This is a genomic window from Actinomarinicola tropica, from assembly GCF_009650215.1.
Taxonomy (GTDB): Bacteria; Actinomycetota; Acidimicrobiia; order Acidimicrobiales; family SKKL01; genus Actinomarinicola; species Actinomarinicola tropica.
Window position 1 is genome coordinate 1,178,353 of sequence record NZ_CP045851.1, and the last position, 26,132, is coordinate 1,204,484.

Annotated in this window: 22 protein-coding genes and 2 tRNA genes; 15 read left to right on the forward strand and 9 right to left on the reverse strand. The window is 70.7% G+C overall.

The features are described 5' to 3' along the window. The first annotated feature begins 68 nt into the window (after window positions 1–68). Window positions 69–1,640 carry a phosphoglycerate dehydrogenase gene (gene serA, locus GH723_RS05940; RefSeq protein WP_153758793.1) on the forward strand — a complete coding sequence of 524 codons (1,572 nt, stop codon included), beginning with the start codon at window positions 69–71 and terminating at the stop codon, window positions 1,638–1,640. 83 nt (window positions 1,641–1,723) lie between these two features. Here serA and leuD read toward each other — a convergent pair whose 3' ends face one another. Then, window positions 1,724–2,320, reverse strand: coding sequence for a 3-isopropylmalate dehydratase small subunit (leuD, locus tag GH723_RS05945; RefSeq protein ID WP_153758794.1), 597 nt, complete (start codon window positions 2,318–2,320; stop codon window positions 1,724–1,726). A gap of 31 nt (window positions 2,321–2,351) precedes the next feature. Further along, window positions 2,352–3,761, reverse strand: a complete 1,410-nt coding sequence (gene leuC / locus GH723_RS05950; RefSeq protein ID WP_153758795.1) for a 3-isopropylmalate dehydratase large subunit — start codon at window positions 3,759–3,761, stop codon at window positions 2,352–2,354. A gap of 73 nt (window positions 3,762–3,834) precedes the next feature. Between leuC and GH723_RS05955 the strand changes: the two genes are divergently transcribed. After that, entirely contained in the window at window positions 3,835–4,500 is a 666-nt protein-coding gene (locus GH723_RS05955) for an IclR family transcriptional regulator (RefSeq protein WP_229023106.1), read from the forward strand. A 7-nt stretch (window positions 4,501–4,507) separates the two neighbouring features. Here GH723_RS05955 and GH723_RS05960 read toward each other — a convergent pair whose 3' ends face one another. The 6 genes from GH723_RS05960 to GH723_RS05985 form a co-directional block, all read right to left on the reverse strand. Further along, window positions 4,508–5,938 (reverse strand): glycosyltransferase family 2 protein, encoded by a 1,431-nt coding sequence (locus GH723_RS05960; RefSeq protein WP_153758797.1) that lies wholly within the window; start codon window positions 5,936–5,938, stop codon window positions 4,508–4,510. After that, window positions 5,935–6,996 (reverse strand): HEAT repeat domain-containing protein, encoded by a 1,062-nt coding sequence (locus GH723_RS05965; protein WP_153758798.1) that lies wholly within the window; start codon window positions 6,994–6,996, stop codon window positions 5,935–5,937. Before GH723_RS05965 ends, GH723_RS05960 begins: the two co-directional genes overlap by 4 nt. After that, complete coding sequence (locus GH723_RS05970; RefSeq protein ID WP_153758799.1) at window positions 6,993–7,370, reverse strand: response regulator; 378 nt, start codon at window positions 7,368–7,370, stop codon at window positions 6,993–6,995. Before GH723_RS05970 ends, GH723_RS05965 begins: the two co-directional genes overlap by 4 nt. Further along, the gene (locus tag GH723_RS05975; RefSeq protein ID WP_153758800.1) at window positions 7,367–9,400 is read right to left on the reverse strand and encodes a sensor histidine kinase; all 2,034 of its coding nucleotides are present in this window, start codon (window positions 9,398–9,400) and stop codon (window positions 7,367–7,369) included. Before GH723_RS05975 ends, GH723_RS05970 begins: the two co-directional genes overlap by 4 nt. Window positions 9,401–9,470: 70 nt before the next feature. Continuing rightward, on the reverse strand, window positions 9,471–10,334 hold the full coding sequence (locus GH723_RS05980; protein WP_153758801.1) for an alpha/beta fold hydrolase: 864 nt from the start codon (window positions 10,332–10,334) through the stop codon (window positions 9,471–9,473). A gap of 23 nt (window positions 10,335–10,357) precedes the next feature. Next, window positions 10,358–10,831: a GreA/GreB family elongation factor gene (locus tag GH723_RS05985; protein ID WP_229023109.1), complete on the reverse strand. Its 474-nt coding sequence runs from the start codon at window positions 10,829–10,831 to the stop codon at window positions 10,358–10,360. 96 nt (window positions 10,832–10,927) lie between these two features. Between GH723_RS05985 and GH723_RS05990 the strand changes: the two genes are divergently transcribed. The 13 genes from GH723_RS05990 (at window position 10,928) to GH723_RS06050 (ending at window position 23,328) form a co-directional block, all read left to right on the forward strand. After that, window positions 10,928–11,497, forward strand: a complete 570-nt coding sequence (locus GH723_RS05990) for a hypothetical protein (RefSeq protein WP_153758803.1) — start codon at window positions 10,928–10,930, stop codon at window positions 11,495–11,497. Window positions 11,498–11,601: 104 nt separating this feature from the next. Then, a complete protein-coding gene (locus GH723_RS05995; RefSeq protein WP_229023111.1) occupies window positions 11,602–12,597 on the forward strand; it encodes a 3-isopropylmalate dehydrogenase in 996 nt (331 codons plus the stop codon). 3 nt (window positions 12,598–12,600) lie between these two features. Next, window positions 12,601–13,521 (forward strand): branched-chain amino acid transaminase, encoded by a 921-nt coding sequence (locus GH723_RS06000; protein ID WP_153758804.1) that lies wholly within the window; start codon window positions 12,601–12,603, stop codon window positions 13,519–13,521. Then, window positions 13,508–15,136, forward strand: a complete 1,629-nt coding sequence (gene cimA / locus GH723_RS06005; RefSeq protein ID WP_153758805.1) for a citramalate synthase — start codon at window positions 13,508–13,510, stop codon at window positions 15,134–15,136. The genes GH723_RS06000 and cimA overlap by 14 nt, the downstream gene beginning before the upstream one ends. Before the next feature lie 9 nt (window positions 15,137–15,145). Next, window positions 15,146–15,670, forward strand: coding sequence for a hypothetical protein (locus GH723_RS06010; protein ID WP_153758806.1), 525 nt, complete (start codon window positions 15,146–15,148; stop codon window positions 15,668–15,670). A 26-nt stretch (window positions 15,671–15,696) separates the two neighbouring features. Continuing rightward, entirely contained in the window at window positions 15,697–17,139 is a 1,443-nt protein-coding gene (gltX, locus tag GH723_RS06015; protein WP_153758807.1) for a glutamate--tRNA ligase, read from the forward strand. A gap of 5 nt (window positions 17,140–17,144) precedes the next feature. Then, window positions 17,145–17,753, forward strand: a complete 609-nt coding sequence (locus tag GH723_RS06020; protein ID WP_195210565.1) for a YdcF family protein — start codon at window positions 17,145–17,147, stop codon at window positions 17,751–17,753. A gap of 17 nt (window positions 17,754–17,770) precedes the next feature. Next, window positions 17,771–17,842 (forward strand) — tRNA-Gln (locus tag GH723_RS06025). Window positions 17,843–17,930: 88 nt separating this feature from the next. Beyond that, window positions 17,931–18,698: a Bax inhibitor-1/YccA family protein gene (locus GH723_RS06030; protein WP_229023112.1), complete on the forward strand. Its 768-nt coding sequence runs from the start codon at window positions 17,931–17,933 to the stop codon at window positions 18,696–18,698. 75 nt (window positions 18,699–18,773) lie between these two features. Beyond that, window positions 18,774–18,846 (forward strand) — tRNA-Glu (locus GH723_RS06035). A 542-nt stretch (window positions 18,847–19,388) separates the two neighbouring features. Next, window positions 19,389–20,459, forward strand: a complete 1,071-nt coding sequence (locus GH723_RS06040; protein ID WP_153758810.1) for a hypothetical protein — start codon at window positions 19,389–19,391, stop codon at window positions 20,457–20,459. Then, entirely contained in the window at window positions 20,456–22,018 is a 1,563-nt protein-coding gene (locus GH723_RS06045) for a hypothetical protein (RefSeq protein ID WP_153758811.1), read from the forward strand. The genes GH723_RS06040 and GH723_RS06045 overlap by 4 nt, the downstream gene beginning before the upstream one ends. Continuing rightward, on the forward strand, window positions 22,015–23,328 hold the full coding sequence (locus GH723_RS06050; protein ID WP_195210566.1) for an AAA domain-containing protein: 1,314 nt from the start codon (window positions 22,015–22,017) through the stop codon (window positions 23,326–23,328). The genes GH723_RS06045 and GH723_RS06050 overlap by 4 nt, the downstream gene beginning before the upstream one ends. On the opposite strand, the gene GH723_RS06055 is transcribed toward GH723_RS06050, so the two are convergent. Continuing rightward, a complete protein-coding gene (locus tag GH723_RS06055; RefSeq protein ID WP_229023114.1) occupies window positions 23,321–26,065 on the reverse strand; it encodes an ATP-dependent helicase in 2,745 nt (914 codons plus the stop codon). The genes GH723_RS06050 and GH723_RS06055 overlap by 8 nt on opposite strands. Between the last annotated feature and the right edge of the window lie 67 nt (window positions 26,066–26,132).

Here is a 26,132-nt window from a genome sequence, read left to right on the forward strand (position 1 = left end):
CGGCTCGTCCCGGCGGCGTCCGCATCGGTTTGGCGACTCCCGGCGACGAGGCCCCATGATGGGCGGATATGGCGCGCATCCTGGTCACCGAGAAGATCGCCGACTCCGGTCTCGACCGGCTCCGTGAGGCGGGGCACGACGTCGACGTCCAGCTCGGGCTCTCGCCCGAGCAGCTCCTCGAGGCGGTGGCCGGGGCGCAGGCGCTGATCATCCGGTCGGCCACCAAGGTGACGGCCGAAGTGCTGGAGGCCGGGACGGACCTCGTCGTCGTCGGTCGGGCGGGCCTCGGCGTCGACAACGTCGACGTCCAGGCGGCGACGACCCGTGGCGTGATGGTCGCCAACGCACCCGGCTCGAACAGCCTGTCGACGGCCGAGCACACGATGGCGATGCTCCTGGCCCAGGCCCGCAACATCCCCCAGGCGCACGGTGCGCTCCGCGACGGCCGGTGGGAGAAGTCGAAGTGGGAGGGCACCGAGCTGCACGGCAAGACGCTCGGCGTGCTCGGGCTCGGCCGCATCGGCACGCTGGTCGCCCAGCGGGCGCTGTCGTTCGGGATGCGCCTCGTGGCGTGGGACCCGTGGGTGTCGGTCGAGCGGGGTCGCCAGCTCGGGATCGAGATGATGGAGATCGACCGGCTCTTCGCCGAGTCGGACTTCGTGACCATCCACCTGCTGAAGACGAAGGAGAGCACCGGGCTCGTCGGCGAGGAGCTCCTGGCGTCGGCCAAGCCCGGCCTGCGGATCGTCAACGTGGCCCGTGGCGGCATCATCGACGAGGCCGCGCTGGCCCGGGCCATCGAGTCCGGCCACGTCGGGGGCGCGGCGCTCGACGTCTTCGCCGAGGAGCCGATGACCGAGTCGCCGCTGTTCGCGCTCGACAGCGTCGTCGCCACGCCGCACCTCGGGGCGAGCACCACCGAGGCGCAGGACAAGGCGGGCGTGATCGTCGCCGAGCAGGTGGCGCTGGCGCTCGCCGGCGACTTCGTGCCCTTCGCCGTGAACATCCAGGCGAGCGAGGCGGCCGAGGAGATCCAGCCGTTCCTGCCGCTCGCCGAGCGGCTCGGGACGCTCTTCTTCGGGCTGACCGATGGGATGCCCGAGACGGTCGAGATCGAGTACCAGGGGAACCTGGCGGAGTACGACACCCGGATCATGACCCTGTCGGTGCTGCGAGGCCTGCTGTCGAACCTCACCGAGGAGCCGGTCACCTACGTGAACGCTCCGCAGCTCGCCGAGTCGCGTGGCCTGAAGATCCGGGAGGTCAAGACCGAGTCGAGCCAGGAGTTCGTCAACCTCGTGACGCTGCGGGCGGGCGACCACTCGATCGCCGGGACGTTGGCCGGACCCCGGGGGGAGGCCCGCATCGTGATGGTGGACGACCACGCGGTCGACGTGCCACCGGCGGCCCACATGGTGTTCATCCGCAACGACGACCGGCCGGGCGTGATCGGCAAGGTGGGCACGATCCTCGGCGACGCCGGCGTGAACATCGCCGACATGGGTGTGGGGCAGTCGCCGGCCGGCGAATCGGCGCTGATGGTGATCGCGACGAGCCAGCCGGTGCCGGGCGAGGTCGTGGAGACGTTGGCCGCAGCCGACGGCATCACGTCGGTGCACGCCGCCAGCCGCACCCCCTAGCTCACCTCCGCCGCACGTTGGCGGCGAATCGACGCCGAATCGCCGCCAAACGGGCGGGGCGGCGGGTCAAGCGGTGACGGCGGTCAGTCGGTGACGGAGACGGCCCAGGAGGGGCGGCGGGCCTCGAAGTCGGTGATGTCGTCGGCGTAGCGCAGCGTGATGCCGATGTCGTCGAGCCCCTCGAGGAAGCGCTCGCGGGTGGCGTCGTCGAGCGGGAACGGCTCCTCGACGCCGATCGCCGGCGCGGCCACCACCCGGCGGTCCACGTCGATCGTGATCTCGAGCGTCGGGTCCTCCTCGACCGCCCGCATCAGCCGCTCGCCGACCTCGGCCGACACCTGCACGGGCACGAGCCCGTTCTTCGTCGAGTTGTTGCGGAAGATGTCGCCGAAGCGGGGCGAGATCACGGCCTGGAACCCGTAGTCCATGATCGCCCACACGGCGTGCTCCCGGGAGGAGCCGGTCCCGAAGTTCGGGCCGCCGATGAGGATCGACGCACCGGCGTACTGGGGCTGGTTGAGCACGAAGTCTCGGTCGTCGCGCCACTCCGAGAACAGGCCGACGCCGAACCCGGTGCGCTCGACGCGCTTCAGCCAGTCGGACGGGATGATCTGGTCGGTGTCGACGTCGGAGCGGTCGAGCGGGACCGCGGTGCCGGAGACGATGCGGACGGCGTCCATGGGGTGCGGGTGGTCCTTCCGGGAGATCGGGTCAGTCGAGGTCGTCGGGCGTGGCGAACCGCCCGGCGATGGCGGTGGCGGCAGCGACGGCGGGGGAGACGAGGTGGGTGCGCCCGCCCCGTCCCTGCCGGCCCTCGAAGTTGCGGTTGCTGGTCGACGCGCAGCGCTCGCCAGGGGCGAGCTTGTCGGGGTTCATCGCCAGGCACATGGAGCAGCCCGGCTCGCGCCAGTCGAACCCGGCGGCGCGGAACACCTCGTCCAGCCCCTCGGCCTCGGCCTGGTGCTTGACCGCGAACGAGCCGGGGACGACGAGGGTCCGCACGCCGTCGCGCACCCGGCGGCCCCGGGCCACGTCGGCGGCAGCCCGCAGGTCCTCGATGCGGCTGTTCGTGCACGAGCCGATGAACACCGTGTCGACCGCCACGTCGCGGAACGGCGTGCCGGCCTCGAGGCCCATGTAGTCGAGCGCCCGCTGGGCGGCTTCCCGCGCCGAGGCCTCGGCGAACGACGCCGGGTCGGGCACGGCGGCGTCGAGCGGTGCGACCTGCGAGGGGTTCGTGCCCCACGAGACGTGCGGCCGGATCTCCGCAGCGTCGAGCACGACCTCCTTGTCGAAGACCGCGCCCTCGTCGGTGACGAGCGTGCGCCAGTCGGCGACCGCAGCGTCCCAGTCGGCACCGGTCGGCGCGTGGGTCCGCCCCTCCAGGTACTCGAAGGTGACCTCGTCGGGTGCGATGAGCCCGGCCTTGGCCCCGGCCTCGATCGACATGTTGCAGACGGTCATGCGCCCTTCCATCGACAGGGCGCGGATCGCCTCCCCCCGGTACTCGATGATCGAGCCGATGCCGCCGCCCGTGCCGATGCGGCCGATGACGGCGAGGATCAGGTCCTTGGCGGTCGTGCCCGCCGGCGGCGTGCCCTCGATGGTGACCGCCATCGTCCCCGGCCGCTGCTGGGGGAGCGTCTGGGTGGCGAGCACGTGCTCGACCTCGCTCGTGCCGATGCCGAACGCCAGCGCGCCGAACGCGCCGTGGGTCGAGGTGTGCGAGTCGCCGCACACGATGGTCATGCCCGGCTGGGTGAGGCCCTGCTCGGGCCCGATGACGTGGACGATGCCCTGGCCCGGGGTGCCCATCGGGTGCAGCGTGACGCCGAACTCGGCGGCGTTGCGACGCAGCGTCTCGACCTGGGTGCGCGAGATCGGATCCGCGATCGGCTGGTCGATGTCGGCGGTGGGCACGTTGTGGTCCTCGGTGGCGACCGTGAGATCGGGCCGTCGGACCGTGCGCCCGTTCATCCGGAGGCCGTCGAAGGCCTGGGGCGAGGTCACCTCGTGCACGAGGTGGAGATCGATGTAGAGCAGGTCCGGCTCGCCGTCGCCCCGGTGGACGACGTGGCGGTCCCAGATCTTCTCGGCCAGGGTCCTCGGCCGCTCGCTCATGTTGCGTTCACTTTCGACGTGCGGTGCCTTCGACTTGCGAAGGTCTCATGATGTGGGACTAAGCTCCCGTCCCGTGGAACCTACGGTAACCGGCGTCGGTGTCATCGACAAGGCGGCTCGGATCCTCGCCGCCGTCGAGGAACGTCCGCTCGACCTCACCTCCCTCATCGTCGAGACCGGTCTGCCCCGCGCCACCGCGCACCGCCTCGCCGTCGCGCTGGAGGGCCACGGGCTCCTCCGTCGCGACGCCGACGGCCGCTTCGCGCCCGGGCTCCGCCTCGTCGCGCTGGGCCGTGCCGCGGCGCAGGCCCTCCAGCTGCCCGATGCCGCCCGCCCTGCGCTCGAGGAGCTGCGGGACCGCACCGGCGAGAGCGCCCAGCTCTACGTCCGCGACGGCGACGTGCGCGTGTGCGTCGTCTCCCTCGAGTCCCCCCACGGGCTCCGCACGATCGTGCCCGTCGGCGCCGCCCTGCCCCTCGACGCCGGGTCCGCCGGCCACGTGCTCTCCGGCGACACCGGCGACGGGACGGGGTGGATCGACAGCGTCGGTGAGCGGGAGGCCGGCGTGGCATCGGTCAGCGCCCCCGTGATCTCGCCGGACGGCCAGGTCATCGCCGCGGTGAGCGTGTCCGGGCCGATCGACCGCATCGGCCGGGAGCCGGGTGCCCGCCACGGCGACGCCGTCGTCGCCGCCGCCCACGCGGTCGAGGGTGCCCTCGGGCGGGTCGCCCCCGGCTGAGCGCCGGTCACCGAGCGGGCGGGCTCGACGCGAAGCCGCGCCGCTCCATCGCCCCCCACTCGCGCGCCGTCCCCCGTAGCGAGGACCACGCCCCCTGGAGCCGCCACCAGCAGTGCAGCTGCCGGTAGCCGACGTTCTCGATGACGGCGGCCACCAGAGCGGGGAGCAGGTCGCGCCACCGGTCGTAGCGGTGGAACGACAGCTGGTCGGTGGTGATCGACACCACCGACAGGAGCAGGCCGTACCCGAAGGCCACGCCGATGAAGAGGGCGCCGAACTCCGGCGAGAGCACACCGAGCGACAGCCCGAGCACGAGGGTCAGGAGCCCGACCAGCTCGACGGCGGGGCCGATGAGCTCGAACACCACGAAGTACGGCAGGGCCGCGACACCTACCGGCCCGTAGCGCGGTCGGCCGATCATGCGTCGGTTGCGCGACAGCGTGTCCGCGAGCCCGTGGCTCCAGCGGCGGCGCTGGCGGGCGAGGATCGTGAGCGTCTCGGGGACCTCCGTCCAGCACACGGGTTCGGGGACGAACCGGATCCGGTAGTCCTGGCCCCGCTCGCGGCAGTGGCGATGGAGCCGTGTCACGAGGTCGGCGTCCTCGCCGATCGAGTCGTCGTCGTAGCCGCCGATGGCGACCACCTCCTCCCGCCGGAACCCGCCGAACGCGCCGGAGATGATGAGCAGCGCCGACAGCCGCGACCACCCGGACCGTCCGAAGAGGAACGCTCGGAGGTACTCGACGACCTGGACGCGGGCGATCCAGCGGCGCGGCAGCCGCGGCTCCACGAGGTGCCCCTGCACGACGACCGAGTCGTTCACGGCACGCACGGCGCCGCCGGTCGCGACCACGCGCGGGTCCTCGATGAACGGCGTCATCACGCGCAGGAGCGCATCGGGATCGAGGACGGCGTCGGCGTCCACCATGCAGAGGAGAGGGTGCCGCGAGGCGTTGATGCCCACGTTCAGCGCGTCGGTCTTGCGGCCCATCCCGACCTTCCGCACGACGGTCACCGGCGCGCCGTCCCGTGGGACGTGGACGCTGCGCACCTCGCCACGCGTGGGGACGGTGTCGGGGATGACGCGCGGGACCTCGACGAGGTCGAGCGCCTCGTGGAGGCGGGAGAAGGTGGCATCGGTGGAGCCGTCGTCCACCACGACGACCTCGAACGTCGGGTACCGCTGGGCCTGCAGGGCGGTGACGCTCTGGACGATGCCGGCCTCCTCGTTGAAGGCCGGCACGATGATCGACGCCGCCGGTGTCAGGGGGCTCTCGAACAGCGCGAGATCGGAGACGACGTCCCGTCGCCGCACGTAGGCCACCACGTCGCCGGCCGCGAGCACCAGCAGGCCGAGGTAGGTGCTGTTCAGCGCCACGAAGTACACGAGCACGAACCACTGGAAGCCGAGCAGCGCATCGGCGGCGACCGCGGTCATCGGGTGCCGGCCCCCGCACGCCGCAGCTCGGCGAGCGCGGCCTGGGCGTAGCGGCCGGGGCGAGTCGCTGCGGTCGCGGCGAGGCTCTCCAGCGCCGCCGGCCCAGCCTCGCCCACGCGGGTGAGCGCGGCTGCCGCGCTCGATGCCACCTCGTGGTGGGGATGGCCGACCGCGTCCCGCAGGACCGGCACGGCGCGCGTGTCGCCGACGTCGCCGAGGGCGCTGAGCGCTGCGGCGCGCACCTCGGGCGACGGGTCGTGCAGCGATGCCTCCACTAGAGCGTCGACCGATCGGGGCGACCCGATGCGACCGAGCGCGCCGGCCGCGGCCCGGCGCACACCCGGCTCGGCGTCGTGGGCGAGCCGGTCGACCAGCGCCGTTCGGGCGCTCTGCGCGTGCGTGGCGCCGAGCACCTGCGCGGCGACGGTGCGGGCGATGGGGGGCCCGTCGTGCAGGCAGCTGACGAGCGCAGCGCCCGAACGCGTCCCGTGGCCCGCGAGTGCGGCGCCGACGAGGCCCGCCGGGTAGCGATCGGGCGCCGAGAGGCAGGCGACGAGGGCGTCGACCGCCTGGGCGCTGGAGAGTTGGCCGAGCGCCCTCACGGCGGCGATCCTCACCTCGGGGTGCCGGTCGGACAGGGCTCCGACCACCTCGTTGGTGGCGGTGTCAATGCCGAGCGCGCCGATCACGAGCACGGCCCGCGCCCGCCCGACCGGCCCGGGGCGACGCAGCCGGCGGCGCGCGTCGTCGGCCAGGCCGCGCGCCACGAGGAGATCGACGAGCTGGCTCCGTCCTCGGCCGCGCACCTTCGGCAGCACGTCGAGCGCCACCTGCTCCAGGGTCGCGAGGTCGTGGTGGGTGAGCCCAGGGGGCAGGGTGGGCGGGAGGTCGTCGTCGGCAGCTGCGAGCTGGGCGACGAGCGGACGGAGGCGCTGCACCCGGCCGTGGCGGCGGCGTGCCGCGACGAGTCGGACCGTGCGCGCACCTGCGGTGAGGAGGAGGAGGGCGACGATCGTCGCCGTCAGGACCGCAAGTGTCGCGACGAGGACGTCGCTCACGCGGTGTCGCCCCGTCCGATCAGCGCCCTCACCCGGGTGAGCAGCTCCCGCGGGCTGAAGGGCTTGATGAGGTAGTCGTCGGCACCGACGCCGAAGCCGCGCTCGACATCGACCTCCTGGGACCGGGCCGTCAGCAGCATCACGGGGACGCCCGCCGTGGCCGGCGTGGACTTCAGCGAGCGACACACCTCGATGCCCGAGAGGCGCGGCATCATCACGTCGAGCACGGCGAGGGCCGGCGGATCGGCGAGGGCGGCGTCGAGCGCCGACTGGCCGTCCGATGTCGCGACCACCTCCAGCCCCGCGGTCTCGAGCTTGAACCTCACGAGCTCGAGGATGTCGGGATCGTCGTCCGCGATGAGCACGGTGGTCACGAGTCCTCCTGTCGGTGGGCGGTGGGGGCCGGGTGGCGAGGCAGGCGCACGGTGAACGTGGTGCCCTCGCCCTCGGTCGATCGGACCTCGACGGTCCCGTCATGGGCCTCGACGATGGTGCGCACGATCGCGAGGCCGAGGCCCGTGCCCTGCACGGCGCGCCGGCGTGAGATCGACGAGCGAGCGAACCGCTCGAAGATGGTCGCCTGCTCGGCTTCGGGGATGCCGAGGCCGGTGTCGGCGACCTCGATCGCGACGCCGTCGCCGTCGGGTCGGGCCGTGACCCTCACCGATCCGTCGTCGGGGGTGAACTTGATGGCGTTGCTGAGCAGGTTGAGCACGACCCGCTCGAGGTGACGGGCGTCGCCGGTGATGGTCGGGAGGTCGGGAGCGTTCTCCATGGTGAGGGCCAGCGCTCGGCGGCGGCTCGTGGCGTCGACGGAGTCGACGGCCGCCTCGATGACCCGGACGACATCGACGGGGCCGACCTCGAGCTCGAAGCGCCCGGCCTCGATCCGAGCCACGATGAGGAGGTCCTCGACCAGTGACAGGAGCCGCCGGGCGTTGCGCTCGACGGCGTCGAGCATGCTGCGTTGCGGGGGTGCCACCTCTCCGGCGTCGCCGTCGAGCAGCATCTCGGTGTAGCCGATGATGCTGGCGAGCGGTGTCCGGAGCTCGTGCGACACCGAGCTGACGAACTCGGACCGGGCGGCGTCGAGGGCGTGGAGGTCGGCGACGACCTCCCGCTCCTCCTCGAGCAGCCGTGCGTGCTCGATGGCGGCGCCGACCTCGCGCCCTGCCACCTGCAGGAGCTGGAGGTCGTAGGAGTCCCAGGCGCGAGCGGATGCGTCGGCGACGACGATCGCTCCGACACGCCGGTCGCCCAGGAGCACGGCGCTCGCTGCCCACGCCGGGGCGTCCGTGTCACCCACCTCGTGCACGACCCCAGCCTCTTCGAGGTCGCGGACGAGTGCCGGCTCGAGACCCGCCGCCCATCCGTGCTCCTCGGTCAGAGGATCGGGCCAGCGAACCCGGCGAGCCGGGGTGACGGCATCGAGGACGACGTCGACGGCAGCGGCGTCGAGGAGCTCGCAGACCTCCCGGGCCGCGATGCGGCAGATCTCGTCGGTGTCGAGCGTGGCGCGCACGGCACCGCTGAGGCGGTTGGTCCGACGGTGGTGGGCTTCACGATGGCCGGCCTCGACGGCCGCGGTGCCGGCCGCCCGTGCGACCTCGTCGACGGCGTCGGCCAGGGCGCGCAGCTCCCGTGGCCCGCGCCGGGCGACCACGATCTCGTGGTCGCCGTCGCGGATGCGCTCGAGCGCCCGGTTGAGCTCGTCGAGCGGCTCGACGACCTGGCGGTGGCCGAACGCTGCCAGGGCGAACGCAGCCACGACCCCCATGCCGATCGTGCCGAGCGTCGCCATCCGGACACGGCGCTCGGTGCGGTCGATGCGGTCGAGGGCGGCGGTCCTCTCGCCGACGAGGTGGGCCTCGACGGCGTCGTTGGCGATCCGCAGTGCGATGAACCGACGCCGGCCCTCGCCCGTGGCGGCACGACGGGACGCCGCGACCCGATCGTCGCGGGCGGTGGCGATGACCTCCTCGGCGAACTCCTCGATCCAGACGTTGCGCGCGTCCTCCTGGGCGTCGAGCAGCTGGTCGAGCTCGGCGTCGTCCACCGCGGCCGCCCGCAGCGCCTGATCGAGGTCCGGCAGGTCGGCGAGCGCGTCGTCGTAGGCCTCGAGGAACCGCTCGTCGCCCGTGGCGATGAAGCCTCGCTCGCCCGACTCGGCGTCGGTCATGGTCTGGAGGAGGGCGGCGTTGGCGTCGAGGGTGGGCTCGATCGACTGCGTGACCTCGTCGATGCCGTCGGAGGTCGCACCGAGGGCGACCACAGCGCCGACGGCGACCAGCGCCACGAGGGCGACGGCACCGACGACGGCGACGCGGAGGACGGTCGCCACGGACCTCGGCTCGGCCCGTTGCGCCGGGCGCGCGCGTCCCGGCCGCTGGGTCCCCGAGTCCATCTCCCGAGGCTAGTTGACCACCACCCGTGCGCTCAGGGGCACGGCGCGTGGTCTGGCGGCGCCGACGGGGTCAGCGGCGTTCGCCCCGCGTCCTGAGCCGGGCGACGACCGACGCCAGGGCGTCCCGCAGCACGGGGGCGAACAGGTGGGGCTCGGTCGCGACCACCGTGTGCTGCCCCGGGACCCGGTGCACGGTCGTCCCCGGGATCGCGGCCGCCAGCTTCAGCTGGCGCGACGGCGGCACGACCTGGTCGTACTCGGTCACGACGACGGCGGTCGGCACGTCGACCTCGCCGATCCACTCGTGGGAGGTGAACCGACCGATCGCCCCGCCCGCCTCGGCCAGCGCGACAGGGTCGTGCAGGAGCATCTCCGACTGGAACCACTCGGTGGCACCCGCGTTGCGCCGGGCGAGCAGCCGCTCGAACGCCGCCGCCCGGATGGACTCGGGCACGACCCGGCCGGCCAGAGCGACCGGGGGGAACAGCGAGAACGTGGCCTTCGCCGTCGGGCTGCCGGCGAAGTTGCGGCTCGTGGCGCACAGGACCAGGCCCTCCACGCGCTCACGGTGCCGGCGCCACAGGAGCTGGGCGACCGGTCCACCCATGGAGTAGCCGACGACGATCGCCGGTGGCACGTCGAGCACCTCGAGCAGGGCCGCGGCGTCGTCGGCGCAGTCCTCCAGGCGGAAGCGAGCGGACGAGCGGATGCCGCGGCCGTGCCCCCGGTGGTCCATCGCCAGCACGTGGTACCGGCCCGCCAGCTCCGGGAACATGGCGTAGAAGTTGAGGTCGGCCGTGGCGGTCCAGCCGTGGAGGAGCAGGAGCGGCGGTGCGTCGCGCGGGCCGTCGAGCTCGCGGACGAACGTCGTTCCCCGCCCGGGCAGCTCGACGTGGCGTCCCGGCGGCAGGGGGAGCGGTGCGTGCTCGTCGATCGACGGGTCCGTGGCCGACTCCGCTAGTTGTCGATCTCGTGGATCGTGACGGTGAGGGTGGCGCCGGTCGGGGTCTCGTACTGCACCTCGTCGCCGACCTTGCGGCCGAGCAGCGCCTCGCCGAGGGGGGACCCGAGCGAGATGACGTCGAGCTCGCCGCCCTGCTCCTCGATCGAACCGATCAGGTAGCGCTCGGGGGTGTCGTCACCCTCGTAGGCGAGGGCCACGACCGACCCCGGGTGGACCTCCTCGGCACCGGCCGGGGTCTCGACGATCTCGGCGTTCTCGATCATCGACGCCAGGTGGGCGATGCGCCCCTCCATGTGGCCCTGCTCCTCCTTGGCGGCGTGGTAGTCGCCGTTCTCGGAGAGGTCACCGAGCTCCCGCGCCGTCTCGATCTTGCGTGCGATCTCGATGCGGCCGCGGGTGGTCAGGTCGTCGTACTCGGCCTTCAGCCGGTCGAACGCCGTCTGGGAGAGATGGTGCGTCGTAGCCACGGGGGAGAGGGTAACGGCCCGCACCGCTGACAGAACGGTCACAGGGCGACCGCTACCCATGGGACGGTCAGACCCCTACGCGAAAGTCGAGACCCGATGCGCCGTTCCCTGATCGCCCTCATCGCGCTGAGCCTCCTCACCTCCGTCGCCGCCGCGTGCGGTGACGACGACGGTGACGCCGACGCGCCGGTGTCCGAGGAGGGCGGCGGCGCCTCGTCCGACGTCGACGAGCTGGCCGAGGACCTCGGCGTCGACGACATGGTGGAGTCCCAGGAGGCCGCCCAGGAGGCCCAGGGCGGCGGCCACGCCACGATCACGATCGGCGACCAGACCTGGGAGTTCGACAGCGTCCTGTGCAACGTCGGACCGTCCGAGACCGGGCGCGACGACACCGAGTTCGTGCTGTCGAGCATCCAGGACGGCCTCCAGCTCGACGCCACGATCAACACCGAGTTCGGTCACTCGATCTCGCTCAACGACATCGAGGACCTCGCGAACCCGAGCGTCTCCTACGGCTTCACCGACATCGGGGCCGTGACCGGCGGCGAGATCACCGAGGTCATCCAGGTCGACGGCAAGGACGTGTACGCCGAGGCCGCGTTCTACGACGACACCTCGGAGAGCTTCGAGGAGATCCCCGGCGAGCTGACGGCGACCTGCCCCTGAGCGGTCCTCGACCGGCGGGCGGGGCGCGCCGACGAGCTTGACGCTCCCCGCCCGTCGAGCGGACACTTCTGCGTCCGCGCGCCGTCGAGTCGAGAGGTCTGAACGTGGCAGAGCAGGGCCGTCCCCACCGGATCGGTGTCATCGGCGGCGACGGCATCGGGCCCGAGGTGGTCGCCGAGGGCCTGAAGGCGGTCGAGGCCGCCGGCGTGCGCCTCGACACCGTCGAGTACGACCTCGGCGGCGCCCGGTACCTGCGTGATGGGACGATCCTGCCCGACTCGGTGCTCGACGAGTGGCGCCAGCTCGACGCGCTGTACCTCGGCGCCGTGGGCGCCCCCGGCGTCCCGCCCGGCGTCATCGAGCGGGGCCTGCTGCTGAAGATGCGCTTCGACCTCGACCTCTACGTCAACCAGCGGCCGTTCCTCCTCCCGCCCGACGTCGACATGGTCGTCATCCGCGAGAACACCGAGGGCACCTACGCCGGCGAGGGCGGCTTCCTCCGCAAGGGCACGCCCCACGAGATCGCGACCCAGGGCTCGGTCAACACCCGCATGGGGGTCGAGCGCTGCATCCGCTACGCCTTCGACCTGGCCGAGCGGCGTCCGCAGAAGCACCTCACGCTGGTGCACAAGACCAACGTGCTGACGTTCGCCGGCGACCTGTGGGAGCGCACCTTCCACGAGGTCGCCGCCGAGCACCCCGACGTCGAGACCGCGTACAACCACGTGGACGCGGCCTGCATCTACTTCGTCGAGGACCCGCAGCGCTACGACGTCATCGTCACGGACAACCTGTTCGGCGACATCCTCACCGACCTCGGTGGTGCCGTGTCGGGCGGCATCGGCGTCGCGTCGTCCGCCAACCTCAACCCCGATCGCACCGGGCCGTCGATGTTCGAGCCGGTCCACGGATCGGCTCCCGACATCGCGGGCCAGAACCGCGCGAACCCCGTCGCGGCCATCCTCTCGGCTGCGATGATGCTGGACTTCCTCGGCGACACCGACGCCGCCGAGCGGATCCGCGCCGCGTGCACCGATGCCCCGGCCGGGTCCACCACCGAGATCGGCGACGCCATCGCCGCCCGCCTGCAGGGAGACTGACCCATGCCGCTCGAGACCGTCGAGAAGATCTGGATGGACGGGGAGCTGGTGGACTGGGCCGACGCCAAGGTCCACGTGCTCACCCACGCCCTCCACTACGGCAGCGGCGTGTTCGAGGGCATCCGCGCCTACGCCACCGACAGGGGCCCGGCGATCTTCCGCCTCGACGACCACATCCGGCGCCTGTTCGACAGCGCCAAGATCTACATGATCGAGGTGCCGTTCACCTACGACGAGCTGGTGGCCGCCACGATCGAGACCGTCCGGGTGAACGAGGTCGAGTCGTGCTACATCCGGCCGCTCGTCTACCTGGGCTACGGCGAGATGGGCCTCAACCCGCTGCCGTGCCCCGTGAACGTGTCGATCGCCGTGTGGCCGTGGGGCAGCTACCTCGGCGACGACGGCATCCGCAACGGCGTGCGCATGAAGGTCAGCTCGTGGAAGCGCCACGACCCGAACATCATGCCGCCGGCGGCCAAGGGCACGGGCATGTACGTCAACTCCTCGATGGCCAAGGTCGAGGCGATCAAGTCCGGCTACGACGAGGCGATCATGCTCTCGCCGCAGGGCTTCGTGTCGGAGTGCACCGGCGAGAACATCTTCGTCGTCAAGGACGGCCGCATCGTGACCCCGCCGACGAGCGCCGGCGCGCTCGAGGGCATCACCCAGAGCTCGGTGCGGCGCATCGCCGAGGACCTCGACATCCCCTACGAGGTCGGCAACATCCTGCGCTCGGACCTCTACACCGCCGACGAAGGCTTCCTCTCGGGCACCGCCGCCGAGGTCGTGCCGATCCGGTCGGTCGACGATCGAGAGATCGGCGAGCCCGGCCCGATCACCCGCCAGATCCAGGAGCGCTACTTCGCCGCGGTCAAGGGCGAGGACGAGCGCTACAAGGACTGGCTGACCCATGTCCGGGACTGACCCGGAACCGAGCGTCGCCCGCCAGCCGCCGGTGCGGGACCCGGCCTGGCCCGCCGCGGTCGAGATCTTCGATACGACGTTGCGCGACGGCGTCCAGTTCGAGGGGATCTCGGTCACCGTCGACGACAAGCTCCGCATCGCCGAGCAGCTGGACCGCCTGGGCGTCCACTGGATCGAGGGCGGCTACCCGGGGGCCAACCCCCGCGACGCCGAGTTCTTCCGCCGGGCCGCCCAGGAGCTCGAGCTCGAGACGGCGACGCTCGTCGCCTTCGGGTCGACCCGGCGGGCCCGCGGGCGCGTCGACGAGGATCCGACGTTGCGCAACCTCGTCGCCGCCGGCACGTCCACGGTCTGCATCGTGGGCAAGTCGTGGGACTACCACGTCACCGAGGCACTGCGGACCACGCTCGACGAGGGCGTGGCGATGGTGCAGGACTCCGTCGAGTACCTCACCGCCCAGGGCCTCCGGGTCTTCTTCGACGCCGAGCACTTCTTCGACGGCTACAAGCGCAACCCCGAGTTCGCGCTGCGGGTCCTCGAGGGTGCGGTGGTCGCCGGCGTCGACACGCTCGTGCTGTGCGACACCAACGGCGGCTCGCTGCCCCACGAGGTCGAGCGGATCGTCGCCGACGTGGTGCGCCACTTCGGCGGTGTCACGATCGGGATGCACACCCAGAACGACACCGGGTGCGCCACCGCCAACGCCATCGCCGGTGTCGTCGCCGGCGCCACCCACGTGCAGGGAACGATCAACGGCTACGGCGAGCGCACCGGCAACTGCGACCTCACCCAGCTGGTGCCGAACCTCACCCTGAAGATGGGCATCGCCACCCTCCCCGAGGGCCGGATCGAGCGGCTGACGTCGGTCTCGCACCACGTCGCCGAGCTGGTCAACCTGCCGCTCCTGCCCCAGATGCCCTACGTCGGCCAGTCGGCCTTCGCCCACAAGGCCGGCCTGCACACCAGCGCCATCGCCCGCCGCCCCGACAGCTACGAGCACGTCGACCCGGCCGCGGTCGGCAACGGCACCCGGTTCCTCGTCTCGGACCTGTCCGGTCGGGCCACGATCGAGCTGAAGGCCGAGGAGCTCGGCGTCGAGCTCGACGGGGCGCAGGTCGGTCAGGTCGTCGAGGAGCTGAAGGAGCTGGAGCACAAGGGCTACCACTTCGAGGTCGCCGACGGGTCGCTCGAGCTCCTGATGCGCCGCGCCACGGGGTGGGAGCAGACGTTCTTCGAGCTGGAGTCGTTCCGCGTCATCGTCGACCACCAGGGCGGCGGCAGCGTCGACACCGAGGCCACGATCAAGGTCCGGGTGGGCGAGGAGCGCATCATCGCGACGGGCGAGGGCAACGGCCCCGTCAACGCCCTCGACGCCGCGCTGCGGGCCGCCATCGGCGGCGCGTACCCCGAGCTCGACGACATCCACCTCGTCGACTTCAAGGTCCGGGTCATCGACACCGGGGCGGGCACGGGGGCGATCACCCGGGTCCTGCTCGACTCCGCCGACGCCGACGACACCTGGTCGACGATCGGGGTCTCGGAGAACGTCATCGAGGCGTCCTGGCAGGCGTTGCTCGACTCCCTCGTCTTCGGCCTGCTGCGGCGCCGGGGGTAACCTCCGGTCGTGGCCGCTCCCGAGTACGTCCCCGTCGACACCACCCTGAAGCCCCGCACCTACACGTCGCCGCCGCGCCGCACCGAGCCGTGGCGTGCCGACCGCCCGGGCGAGGTCGTCGACCGCGGCCAGCCCTCGGGCCCGATGCTCGGCAACCAGGGCCCCGACATCGGCTACGCCCTGCGTCTGGCCGAGACCGTTCGCGACGACCTGGTGCTGGCCGAGGGCGAGCACGCCGACGACGTGCTCGCCGGCGTCGTCGAGGTGGCGATGAAGCGCGCGGCCCTGTTCGGTCGGGCCCCGGTGATCCACGACCTCACCTACGCGCTGACGATCTTCGGCTTCCTCGCCGAGGCCGACGAGGACCTCGTCGCGTTCCGCCGGCCCCTCTTCGCGGAGATTTCCCACCACCACCACTACGCAGAGCGACGCCGGATCGCCGACATGGTCGACGGGGACCTCCTCCGCCGTCCGCTCGACCGGATCCGCTCCGCGGGTTGGCGCCGGAACCTGGGCGTCGACGTCTCGGCGTGAGCCGCGGTCGGGCCTAGTCTCGGCGGGTGACCACTCCGACCTCCGACCCCTCTGCGACCCGCGTCCGGTTCTCCCCGGCGCCCACCGGCTACCTGCACGTCGGATCGGCCCGCTCGGCGCTGTTCAACTGGCTCTACGCCCGCCACACGGGCGGCACGTTCATCGTGCGGGTGGAGGACACCGACACCGACCGCAGCACGCCCGAGCTCACCGAGGCGATCTTCGACGCCCTCCGGACCCTCGGCCTCGACTGGGACGAGACCTACCACCAGTCGGACCGCTTCGACGTGTACCGGCAGGCCGCCGAGCGGTTCCTCGCCGAGGGGCGCGCCTACCGGTGCGACTGCACGCAGGAGGCGGTCAAGGCCCGCGCCGAGGCGCGCGGGGGCCCGCCCGGCTACGACGGGCACTGCCGGGACCGCGACGTGCAGCCGGGGGAGGGCGTCGTCATCCGCTTCCGCACGCCGGACGAGGGCGTCGTCGGGTGGGACGACGTGATCCGCGACCGGGTCGAGTTCGAGAACGCCCACCTCGAGGACTTCGTCATCGTCCGCTCGAACGGCGTGCCGATGTTCCTGCTCGCGAACGCCATCGACGACATCGAGATGGGCATCACCCACGTCGTGCGGGGCGAGGACCTCGTCAACACCACGCCGAAGGTGCTCCTGCTGCGCGAGGCGCTCGGCGCCACCGTCCACCCCGTCTACGCCCACCTGCCGCTCATCGTCAACGAGCAGCGCAAGAAGCTGTCCAAGCGGCGCGACGACGTCAACGTCGCCGACTACCTGTCGCGGGGGATCCTGCCCGAGGCGATGCTCAACTACCTGGCCACGCTGGGCTGGGGCGCCCCCGACGGCGTCGAGATCCGGCCGCTCACCGAGGTCGTCGAGCTCTTCGATCTGGCCGACATCGGCAAGAGCCCGGCGATGTTCGACGTGAAGAAGCTCAGCCACTTCAACGGCGAGTACATCCGTGCCCTCCCGGTGGAGGAGTTCGTGCGGCGCGCCGAGCCGTGGACCTCGGGTGCTGACGTGCCGTGGCCCCCCGAGCGCTTCGACCCGGCTGCGTTCGCGTCGCTCGCACCCCTCGTCCAGGAGCGCGTCGTCACCCTCGACGAGGTGCCGGCGCTCGTCGACTGGCTCTTCTGCCCCGACACCCCCGAGGACGAGGCGAGCTGGTCGAAGGAGATGGGCAAGGCCCACGCGGCAGCGGTCCTCGACAGCGCGCTCGTCGGCGTCGACGGGGCGGGGGAGTGGGACGCCGACGCCGTCCGGGCGATCGTCGAGCAGGCGGCGCGCGACGCCGGTCTGGTCGGTGCCGAGGGCAACCCGCAGCTCGCCAAGGCCCAGGCGCCGGTGCGGGTGGCCACGCTCGGCCGGTCGAAGGGCCTGCCGCTGTTCGAGTCGCTCGAGCTGCTCGGCCGCGACGAGACCCGTCGCCGGCTCGCGGCGGCGCGCGGTCGTCTCTGACCGTCGTGCGGCGCACGCTGCGGTGGGGGCGCCGCCTGACCATCCTCGCGGTCGGGCTCCTCGCCCTCGGCCTCGTCTACGTCGCCGTCACGTTCGTCCACGTGTGGTCGACGGCCCGCTCCGACCAGGCGGGTCCGGCGGACGCCATCGTCGTGCTCGGTGCCGCGCAGTACGACGGTGAGCCGTCGCCCGTCCTGCGGGCCCGGCTCGACCACGCCGCCGAGCTGTACGACGCCGGCCACGCCCCCCTCGTCGTGGTCACCGGCGGCAAGCAGGAGGGCGATCGGGTCACCCAGGCGGCCGCGGGGTTCACCTACCTGCGCCGCCAGGGCATCCCCGAGGACGCCATCCTGCTGGAGGTGGACGGCACGAGCACCTACTCGGAGCTGGCCGCGACGGCCCGGATCCTCGAGGACCGGGGCCTCTCCCGGGTCCTGATGGTCTCCGACGGCTACCACTCGGCCCGGCTGCTGGCCATCGCCGACGAGGTGGGCCTCGACGGGGCGGTGTCCCCGACCGACACCGGCTACGGGACGGGGGCGCTCCTCCGTGAGACGGCGGCCCTGTCCGTGGGGCGCATCGTGGGATTCCGGCGCCTCGACGCGCTCGGCTAAGCTGGCGGTCCACCCGTTCGGGGGTGGTGTAATTGGCAACACTGCTGGTTCTGGTCCAGTCATTGGGGGTTCGAGTCCTCCCCCCCGAGCTTCGTCGAGAGCCCCGGTCCACGGCCGGGGCTCTTGCGCGCCCCCGAGCGGCCCGCTGCTCTGTAGCCTGATCGCACCATGCGAACCATGAACCCCGCCCTCAACGACTCGACCTTCGAGAAGGCCGCAGCGGATTGGGCTCCTCCCTCCGGGCAGCCGCACCTCGTCGACGACAGCGAGCGGATGACCTTCAGCGGCACGCTGACGGCCACCGCCGTGTGCCTCACCGTCCTCGCCGCCGGCGCGGTGGTCGGCTGGATGTCCGTGGAGCAGGACGCCGCCGGCAACACGTCGCTGCCCGGCTGGCTCTTCATCGCCCTGCTCGGCGGGCTCGGCATCGCCATCCTCACCATCGTGAAGCCGCCGTTCGCCCGGTTCACCGCCCCGCTCTACTCCGGGGTGCAGGGCCTCGTCGTCGGTGCGATCTCGGCGGTCTACAACATCCAGTACGAGGGGATCGTCCTCCAGGCGGTCGGCCTCACCGCCGCCGTCGCCGCGGTGATGGTGTTCCTCTACGCCACCCGGATCATCGAGGTCACCCAGAAGCTGCGGATGATGATCGTGGCCGCCACGGCTGGCATCGCCTTGTTCTACCTGGTCGGGATGGTCATCCGCCTCTTCGGCGGCGACATCCCGCTCGTCCACGACACCGGCACCCTCGGCATCCTGTTCAGCCTGTTCGTGGTCGGCGTGGCGGCGTTCAACCTGCTGCTCGACTTCGACCTGATCGAGAACGGCGTGAAGGCCGGTGCGCCGCCGTACATGGAGTGGTACGCGGCGTTCGGCCTCGTCGTCACCCTCGTGTGGCTCTACCTCGAGATGCTGCGCCTCCTCGCCAAGCTGCGGGAGCGCTGAGACGCACGTCTCCTTCGCTCCGTTGGGAGCGCCGCCAGCACCGCGCTAGAGTGCTGCGGCTCCCCGGAGCAACCAGCCCCCATCGTCTAGCGGCCTAGGACACCACCCTCTCAAGGTGGCGGCACGGGTTCGAATCCCGTTGGGGGTGCTTCGATCGAAGCCCCTGGTCGGCGCACTGGAGACAGTGCCTGACCAGGGGTTTCGTCGTTCTCGGGGTCGTTCGAGTGACCCATCCTGTACCGCTCGGTACCAGCCCGACACCGCCCGTATCGCCGCGTTTGTGCCCACTTTGTGCCCAGCCCGACCGGAAAGCCGATCGTGGATCGTGCTCCGCGGAGAGTGCCACGCCCGTGTGTGGAGGATAGGGACGAATGGGCTCACGCGAACCGCGTGGACGAGTTCCACTCGGCGGCAGAGGCCGATTCTTTGGACGCCGATTGCGCCTGAGCTGTGGCTCGTCGACGTGGTGACCTCTCCGCGTCGCAGGCGGGTTGGCGTAACCGATGGCCAGGCGATACACCCACAGACGGTTCCATGTGACTGGCACGCCTTTCCGAGGTTCACACCGTCTGGGGCCAAGTTCCTCCGTCCCGAAGCCGTAAGGTCAAGGTGCGAGCCCACTGGGGGCCGCAGCCAAGTGAGGGGGCAGAGACCTGCTCGGGGTGGGGATCTGCGGTGGGTGGTGCGCCGATGCCCGAGGTTGACGAACTACGCCAGGAGGCTCGACGCAACACGCGCGGGCGATTCGAGCAGTGGGCGAAGAACCCGACCTGCCCGGCGAACACGCTGTCGGCGGTGCACAACGTGCGGCTCGACGCGGCAGCCCGCGCCGCAGGGCTGACGCCGAGCTTCGGTCAATCCCCCTTCGCGATTGCTCGCGGGAACCGGTTCGAAGCCGGCCTTTTCCACGACGACGCTGCTCGGCTGCGGAGCGCGCTCGAGCGGAAGCGCTGCCTCCCGGACGGATCCACGGGCTTTCTCGACCTGCGATTACGTATGAACGGCGGCACGAAGATCAAGTCGGTCGACGAAGCCCTGCAGAAGACCGAGGCGTGGCTGAGGGACTTGGCCTCGGGCCAGACGGACGTCGACTCGGTCGTTGCGGCGCCGATGATCCGGATCCCGAAGGGCGTCATCCTCCCGGAGGCACTGCTCATCATCGACGTCGTCACGGTGCGGGTCGATGGTGGCGGCATCCGTTTGCAGGTCGGGGAGATCAAGGTGTTCCCCGATCGGGGAGGCCACACGGACCCGCACCAGCTGGCGACCGCTCGTGCGCAGGCCGGCGTGTACCAGCACGCGCTCGTGCTCGCGATCGACTCGCTCGGCTTGGCCGAGGCCATCGAGATCTCGCCGGAAGGCTTGCTCGTGTTCACCTGGCCGGGATCGAACTCGCCGGCAATACGTCCGAACGAGGACCTGACCTACCAGGCAATCCGTGCGGAGCGCGGCTTCCAGCGGCTCGAGGAGGTGGCGGAGTCGCTCGTCCACGACGACGACTGGTCTGCGGACAACCCGACCCTCGTTCAGCGGGTTCTCGAGTCAGACACCGATTACTCCGAGGCGTGCTTGTCGTTCTGCGACCTGGCGCCTCGGTGTCACGAGCGGGCGGTGCTCGCCGACGACCCGATCATCCTCGGAGCGGACGTCAAGCGAGTGCTCGGCGACATGACCTTGAGCCGCGCCCTCGAACTGCTCGACGGCGCCGAGCCTGCGGATGATCGCGAGGCCGATCTTCAGCGCTCGTTGGCAGAGTCATGACCACGAGAGACGTCGTCCGTAAGCTCCGGGCCTGGCAGTCCGGCGCGCCGCTCGCACGCTTCGACACCCTGCACCATGCAGTCGTCTCGCCGTCGCAGGCGATGGTCGCTGCCTTCGTCCGCATGGCGGGGGAGTCACGCCCGTGGGGCATCGCATGGGGGAAGGTTGGCACGGACCCGAAGATCGTTTCCGTGCCCGATGGCCGCGTCCGAGATGACGTGGCGGTCCTGTGCGCAGACTTCGCCGAGGATCTGCTGGCGCACATGCGGGTCCACAACTGGACGTACGACCCCGTGGGGCAGACGGCAGCGCTCGACGAGTTGCGCCAGCTGTGGCTTCCCAACGGCCAACACCTCGCGATGCTCCACCAGCTGAACTACACCTACTCGCAGACGAAGTTCGGCGGTGCCAACCAGGACATCTTGCAGGCCGTGGGCCGACTTGCGGGATGGATGTTCCGCGACTGCAGCCGAACCGGCCACCAACACGTCGTCGTCGCCAGCCAGGCGCTCGCACACGCCTACGCCTTCCCGGCGCAGGATGCCCGCACCGCTCACCTCGGATACCAGCTGGCCTGGCTGACAGCCAGCGGCGATCGGGTCGAGCGGATGGCCGCCGCCGCTGACGCAGAGCAACTGACGGTGTCCCCGACGATGGATCCCTCGCTCGAGCGCGACGAGCTCTCCGGCCTCCTCGAGAAGTGGCAGGCCGGGCGCCGTGAGGGCGCCCCGCCCGCCGAGGTTGAAGCGGCGATCGCCGGCACCTTGTCCACCGAGCTCGACCGAAGGTGGCGACTCACCGAGCAGGCCTACCTCCTTCTCGCCGACGGCTCGCTACCGGTCAACCCCGGCGTAGACGCCCTGGTCGCCCAGGCGCACAACGAGTTCTGGTTCCAGCACCAACGGATCGAGCTCCGGCAGAGCGACCCGAGTCAGGGTCCGGCTTTCATCGCCCACCCCGAGACCGACTTCCACGGCTCCTCCGCTGCGTCCCGATACCTGACCCATGCCTCCTACGACGAGGGGCACGACGGGCATCTGGTGCACCACGACGCCGAGTTGCTGCGCGACGCGCTCGCCGAAGGCCGCGCCCTTCGCGCAACCGTGACTGCAGTGGCCAATCATGGAAGCGGCCGGTCGACCATCCCGGTGTGGACCATCCGCGTCGATACCGACTCTCCCCATCGGCTCCGCGAGAATGGGCGGCTCGTGCCCTATGGCTCCCGCGGCCACGAGGCGACCGTCACGTCGGTCACGATCGACGAGGACGGAATCGAGCTCGACCTCGAGTGGACGACCCGCAAGACGATGAACCTCGCCTGCGGGATCGCGGGGAAGCCCGTCGATCCCGCTTGGATCGGCGAGTCCGTCCAGTTCGTCATCGCCGACGCTGCCGACCTCACCAGGCGCCGGAGTCAACGAGTGTGGGCAGCCAAGGATGGCCCTGGCGCGTGGCTCACCCACGGCAAGGCGCCCGCACCGGTGCAGATCACCGACGATGACGGGGCCACCGACCTGCTCGTCGACGATGTCACCCAGATCACCGGAGCGACATCGTGAGCGAGGAGATCGACCAGCAGTACGTCGACCTACGCGCAGGGCTGGTCGCGCACCTGACCGGCGCCGGACGCCTCGCCGTCGTCAAAGCGCCGCCGGGTTCCGGCAAGACGCACACCCTGATCGAGGTGCTGTCGACCCTCGTCGGCGCGGGTCAACGGGTGGCGGTCGCCGCGCAGACGAACAGCCAGGCAGACGACATCTGCCTTCGGTTCGCCGCCGACCATCCCGAAGTACCAGCGTCGCGTTTCGCGAGCAAGGGATCGCTGCCGCCTGCGAACTTCCCCGTTTCGGTGCAGTGGCTCACGGCGACTGCTGAGCTTCCGACTTCGCCGGGCGTCACCGTTGCGACGACGGCGAAGTGGTCGCTCACCGACGTGGGTTCGCCCTTCGACCTCCTTGCCGTCGACGAGGCCTGGCAGATGAGCTGGGCCGACCTGATGCAGTGCGCACTCCTCAGCGAACGTTTCCTCATGATCGGCGACCCGGGCCAGATCCCACCCATCGTCACCATCGACGTGCGGCGATGGGAAACGTCACCACGTGCGCCTCATGAGGCTGCGCCTGAGGTCGTGCTCGCCGAACCCTCGCTCGCAGGGGAGATGTTCGTCGGGTCGCTCCCGGCATGCCGCCGCCTGCCCCACGAGTCGGTCGAGTTCGTGCTGCCCTTCTACGACTTCGACTTCGATGCCTTCGTCGAGCCCGGAGCTCGTGGCATCGATCTTCCCGATGGGCACCAGCTCGCTGATCTGTCCGACGGCCGCCCGCTGGTGCTCACCGTGCCGACTCCAGATCACGGCCCGCCCCTGGAGGTCGACCCCGCCATCGCGGGGACCGCCGCCGCCGTGGTGGAGCAACTCCTCACCGCTGGCGCAACCGTTCGAGTTGGTGCTGTCGGGGAAGCCGGTCGTCCCATCAGCGCCGCCGACATCGGGGTGGCGAGCAGCCATCGAGTGATGAATGCGGCCATCGCCAAGGTCCTGGCCCCGCTGGGCGGAGCGATCCGGGTCGACACGCCGGAGCGCTGGCAAGGTCTAGAACGCCCGGTGATGATCGTGGTGCATCCGCTGTCTGGTGTGACCGATCCATCGGCGTTCGACCTGGAGACCGGCCGGCTCTGTGTGATGGCATCGCGTCACCAGTCGGCGCTAGTGATTCTGGCGAGGGATCACATCGGCTCGACGCTTGCCGACTTCGTCCCCAGCGCCGGGCAGGCCCCCGGACGACCGGACACGGTCGGTCGAGGTCACGATGCCCACATTCGGTTCTGGAGCGCTCTGGGGAGCCAGGAGCGGATCCGGCCCTTCATCTGACTGCGGCCTTGCAGACGTGGCGCACGTCGCAGCCACCGCACTTCGATTTCTCAGGTGCGGGGGTGAAGTCTCGTGCTCGCAGTGACTCTGCCGCTTCGAGAACGGTCGTCTCGGCGGCGCTGATGGCGGTGTCGGTGACGTCCACGGTGTGGCGTTGGGTCGTGGCCATGTCGTGGACGAATGCACCCTGCACATTGAGGCCTTCTCGGCGGCCGGCGTCGGCGTACACCTGGAGCTGGAGCGGTTCGATCGAACCTCCGGTGGAGGTCTTGTAGTCGACGATCACGAGGTTCTCGGGGTGTGTGCCGTCGCCGTCGTAGATCACGTCAGCTCGGCCGCTGACAACCGCGCCGGGCAGGTAGAGCTCGAAGGGCCGCTCCGTGGCCCACGTCCGGAGCAGGTCGGGTTGGTGGTCGTTCACGTACTTGAAGACCAGCTTGCGGGCGTTCTCCCGCATCTGCTTGTGCGCCGGCTTGTTGGCGAAGGGCAGGAAGAACTCGAAGGTGAGGAGGTCGTTGATCTGTCGCGGCGTCGGGATCGTGCCGGTGACCTTCGTCTGCTCGGCGATCATCCGCATGATGTGGTGGACGGCGTTGCCGTAGCCGACCTCGCCGCGAATCGGAGCCTGGAAGCCGAGCTGATTCCGCAACAGGTAGCTCTGCGGACACTCCAGGTACGCAGCAAGCTCGCTGTACGTCACGGCAAGGTCCGGGGTGTCGATTCCCTTCGGCTCGACTCCGGTTGGATAACCGCCACTCGCCGCGAAGGCGGCGCACTCAGTGAGGTACGGCGAAGGACGTCGACCCTGCTTGTTCACCTTCAGGTGCGACGACAGCGCGACCCAGTCCCTCGCTCGCGTGAGCGCAACGTAGAAGAGGCGACGCTCGTCAGCATCCGATCCCTCGTATCGGGCGGCGTCGAAGCTGTGAGCCGGGAGCAGCCACGTCTGGGCTTGACCGGTGCGGCTCGACGGGAATCGACCATCGGTGAGGGAGGGGAGGAACACCACTGGCCACTCCAAGCCCTTCGCCCCGTGGATGGTTCCGAGCGCGACGGCGTCGGCGTCGAGGTCTTCCTCCCCGTCGAAGTCGTCGTAGCCTCCGATGGCGTAGTTGACGAGCAGGAGCGCGAGGTTCCGGTAGAACCACTCGCTGCCGATCGCCCCGCCGACCTGTTCGCCCGGGTTCGCCGCATCACGCCGCGACCGACGGGCGACCGCCTCGTAGTCACCGAGCACGGTGGCGAAGCGGGCGATCGTCCCGAGCCGGTTCCGGGTCAGCTCGTCGTCGGTGTCCCAGTCTCGGACGCCCAGCAACCCGAGGAACTCGTAGAAGTCACCGACGAGGCTGACGTCGAAGTCCTCGACCAGGGTCTGCGGCTTCCACGCTTCAAGGTGATCGCGAATCGTGCCGACTGCCGCGCTGTCGAGGTCGAACTGGTCGCAAAGGCTGTCGACCAGATCGTCGAGCTCGACGGTCTCGCGCTTCGTCCAGCGCCGCGCCGACCAGTCGACGTCGGCGAGCCACGCGTAGGTCGCGCCGAACACGGCCGCCTCGGCCTGCTCGAAGAGTCCCGATCGACCACCTGGCTGCACCGGGACGCCGAAGGTCTCGAGTGCGTCGAGGATGCAGGGGTAGGCCACCTTGCCCCGCACGAGGATGGCGATGTCCCGGTACGGGACACCCTGATCGTGCAGGCTCACGATGTCGACCGCGAGCGCGTCCGCCTCCGTCTGCTCGTCGAAGTGGCCGGCGGCGATCGAGATCGCAGGCCCATCCGGCTCCCGATGGGTGAGCATCTGCTTCGCGAGTCGCCCCGGGATGGACTGGGCGAAGTGGTTCGCCAGTTCCACGATCGGCGCACGGGAGCGGCGGTTGGCGAGCAGGCGGAACTGCTCGACGCCTTGGTACCGGTCGGCAAAGGTGACGATGTTGCTGACGTTGGACCCGCGCCACTGGTAGATGGCCTGGTCGTCATCGCCGACCACCACGAGGTCAGCCGATCCGTTGGGCTTGGCCAGCAGCGAGATCAGCCGCTCCTGCGCGGGGTTCACGTCTTGGTACTCGTCGACGATGAGGTGACGCAGCTCCGAGGTGACCTGCTGGTGGACCGTGGGATCGCCCAACGCCTCCACGGCCCGGACGATTTGGGTGCCGAACGACATGAAGCGGTACGCATCCAGCCGGTCGTAGTAGTCGACGAGCGTCGTCTTGAACTCGCCCTCCGGAATGTCGTTCAGGTCGATCAGCTCGTTCTCGACCACGTCGACGTTACGCAGGAAGGCATCGATCCCCTGGAAGAGCTTGCCGCCGCCGAAGCGCTGCTTCAGCTTGAGCTGCGTTCCCTCCCGGTAGAGGAAGTTGACGAGCTGGTTGGCGTCCAGCGGGGTGTACGTCTCGTACCTCGGTACGTGCGACTGCAGGAGCCGGAAGCAGTACCCGTGGATGGTGCCGACGTAGAGGCGTCCGAGCTGGTCCGTCGCACCCTCGCCCAACTTGGCGGTGACTCGTTGGCGAATGCGCTCCTTCAACTCCTCTGCGGCCTTGTCGGTGAAGGTGAAGGCAACAATGCTCTCGGGTGGCTCGGTCTCGAGGAGCGACGCGATCCGCTGCGAGACGACCTCGGTCTTTCCGGCTCCGGCCGCCGCGATGATCTGGATGTGCGAGCCCCGGTGCGCGACAGCGTCCGCTGCCTCGCCCTCCAGCACAGGGATTCCATCGATCGGTGCTTCCGTCACGGCACAACCGTACAGAGGCATGTCACCTCGCATACGTTGGTGGAGCCGTGCCCAGCCCGAGCCGAAA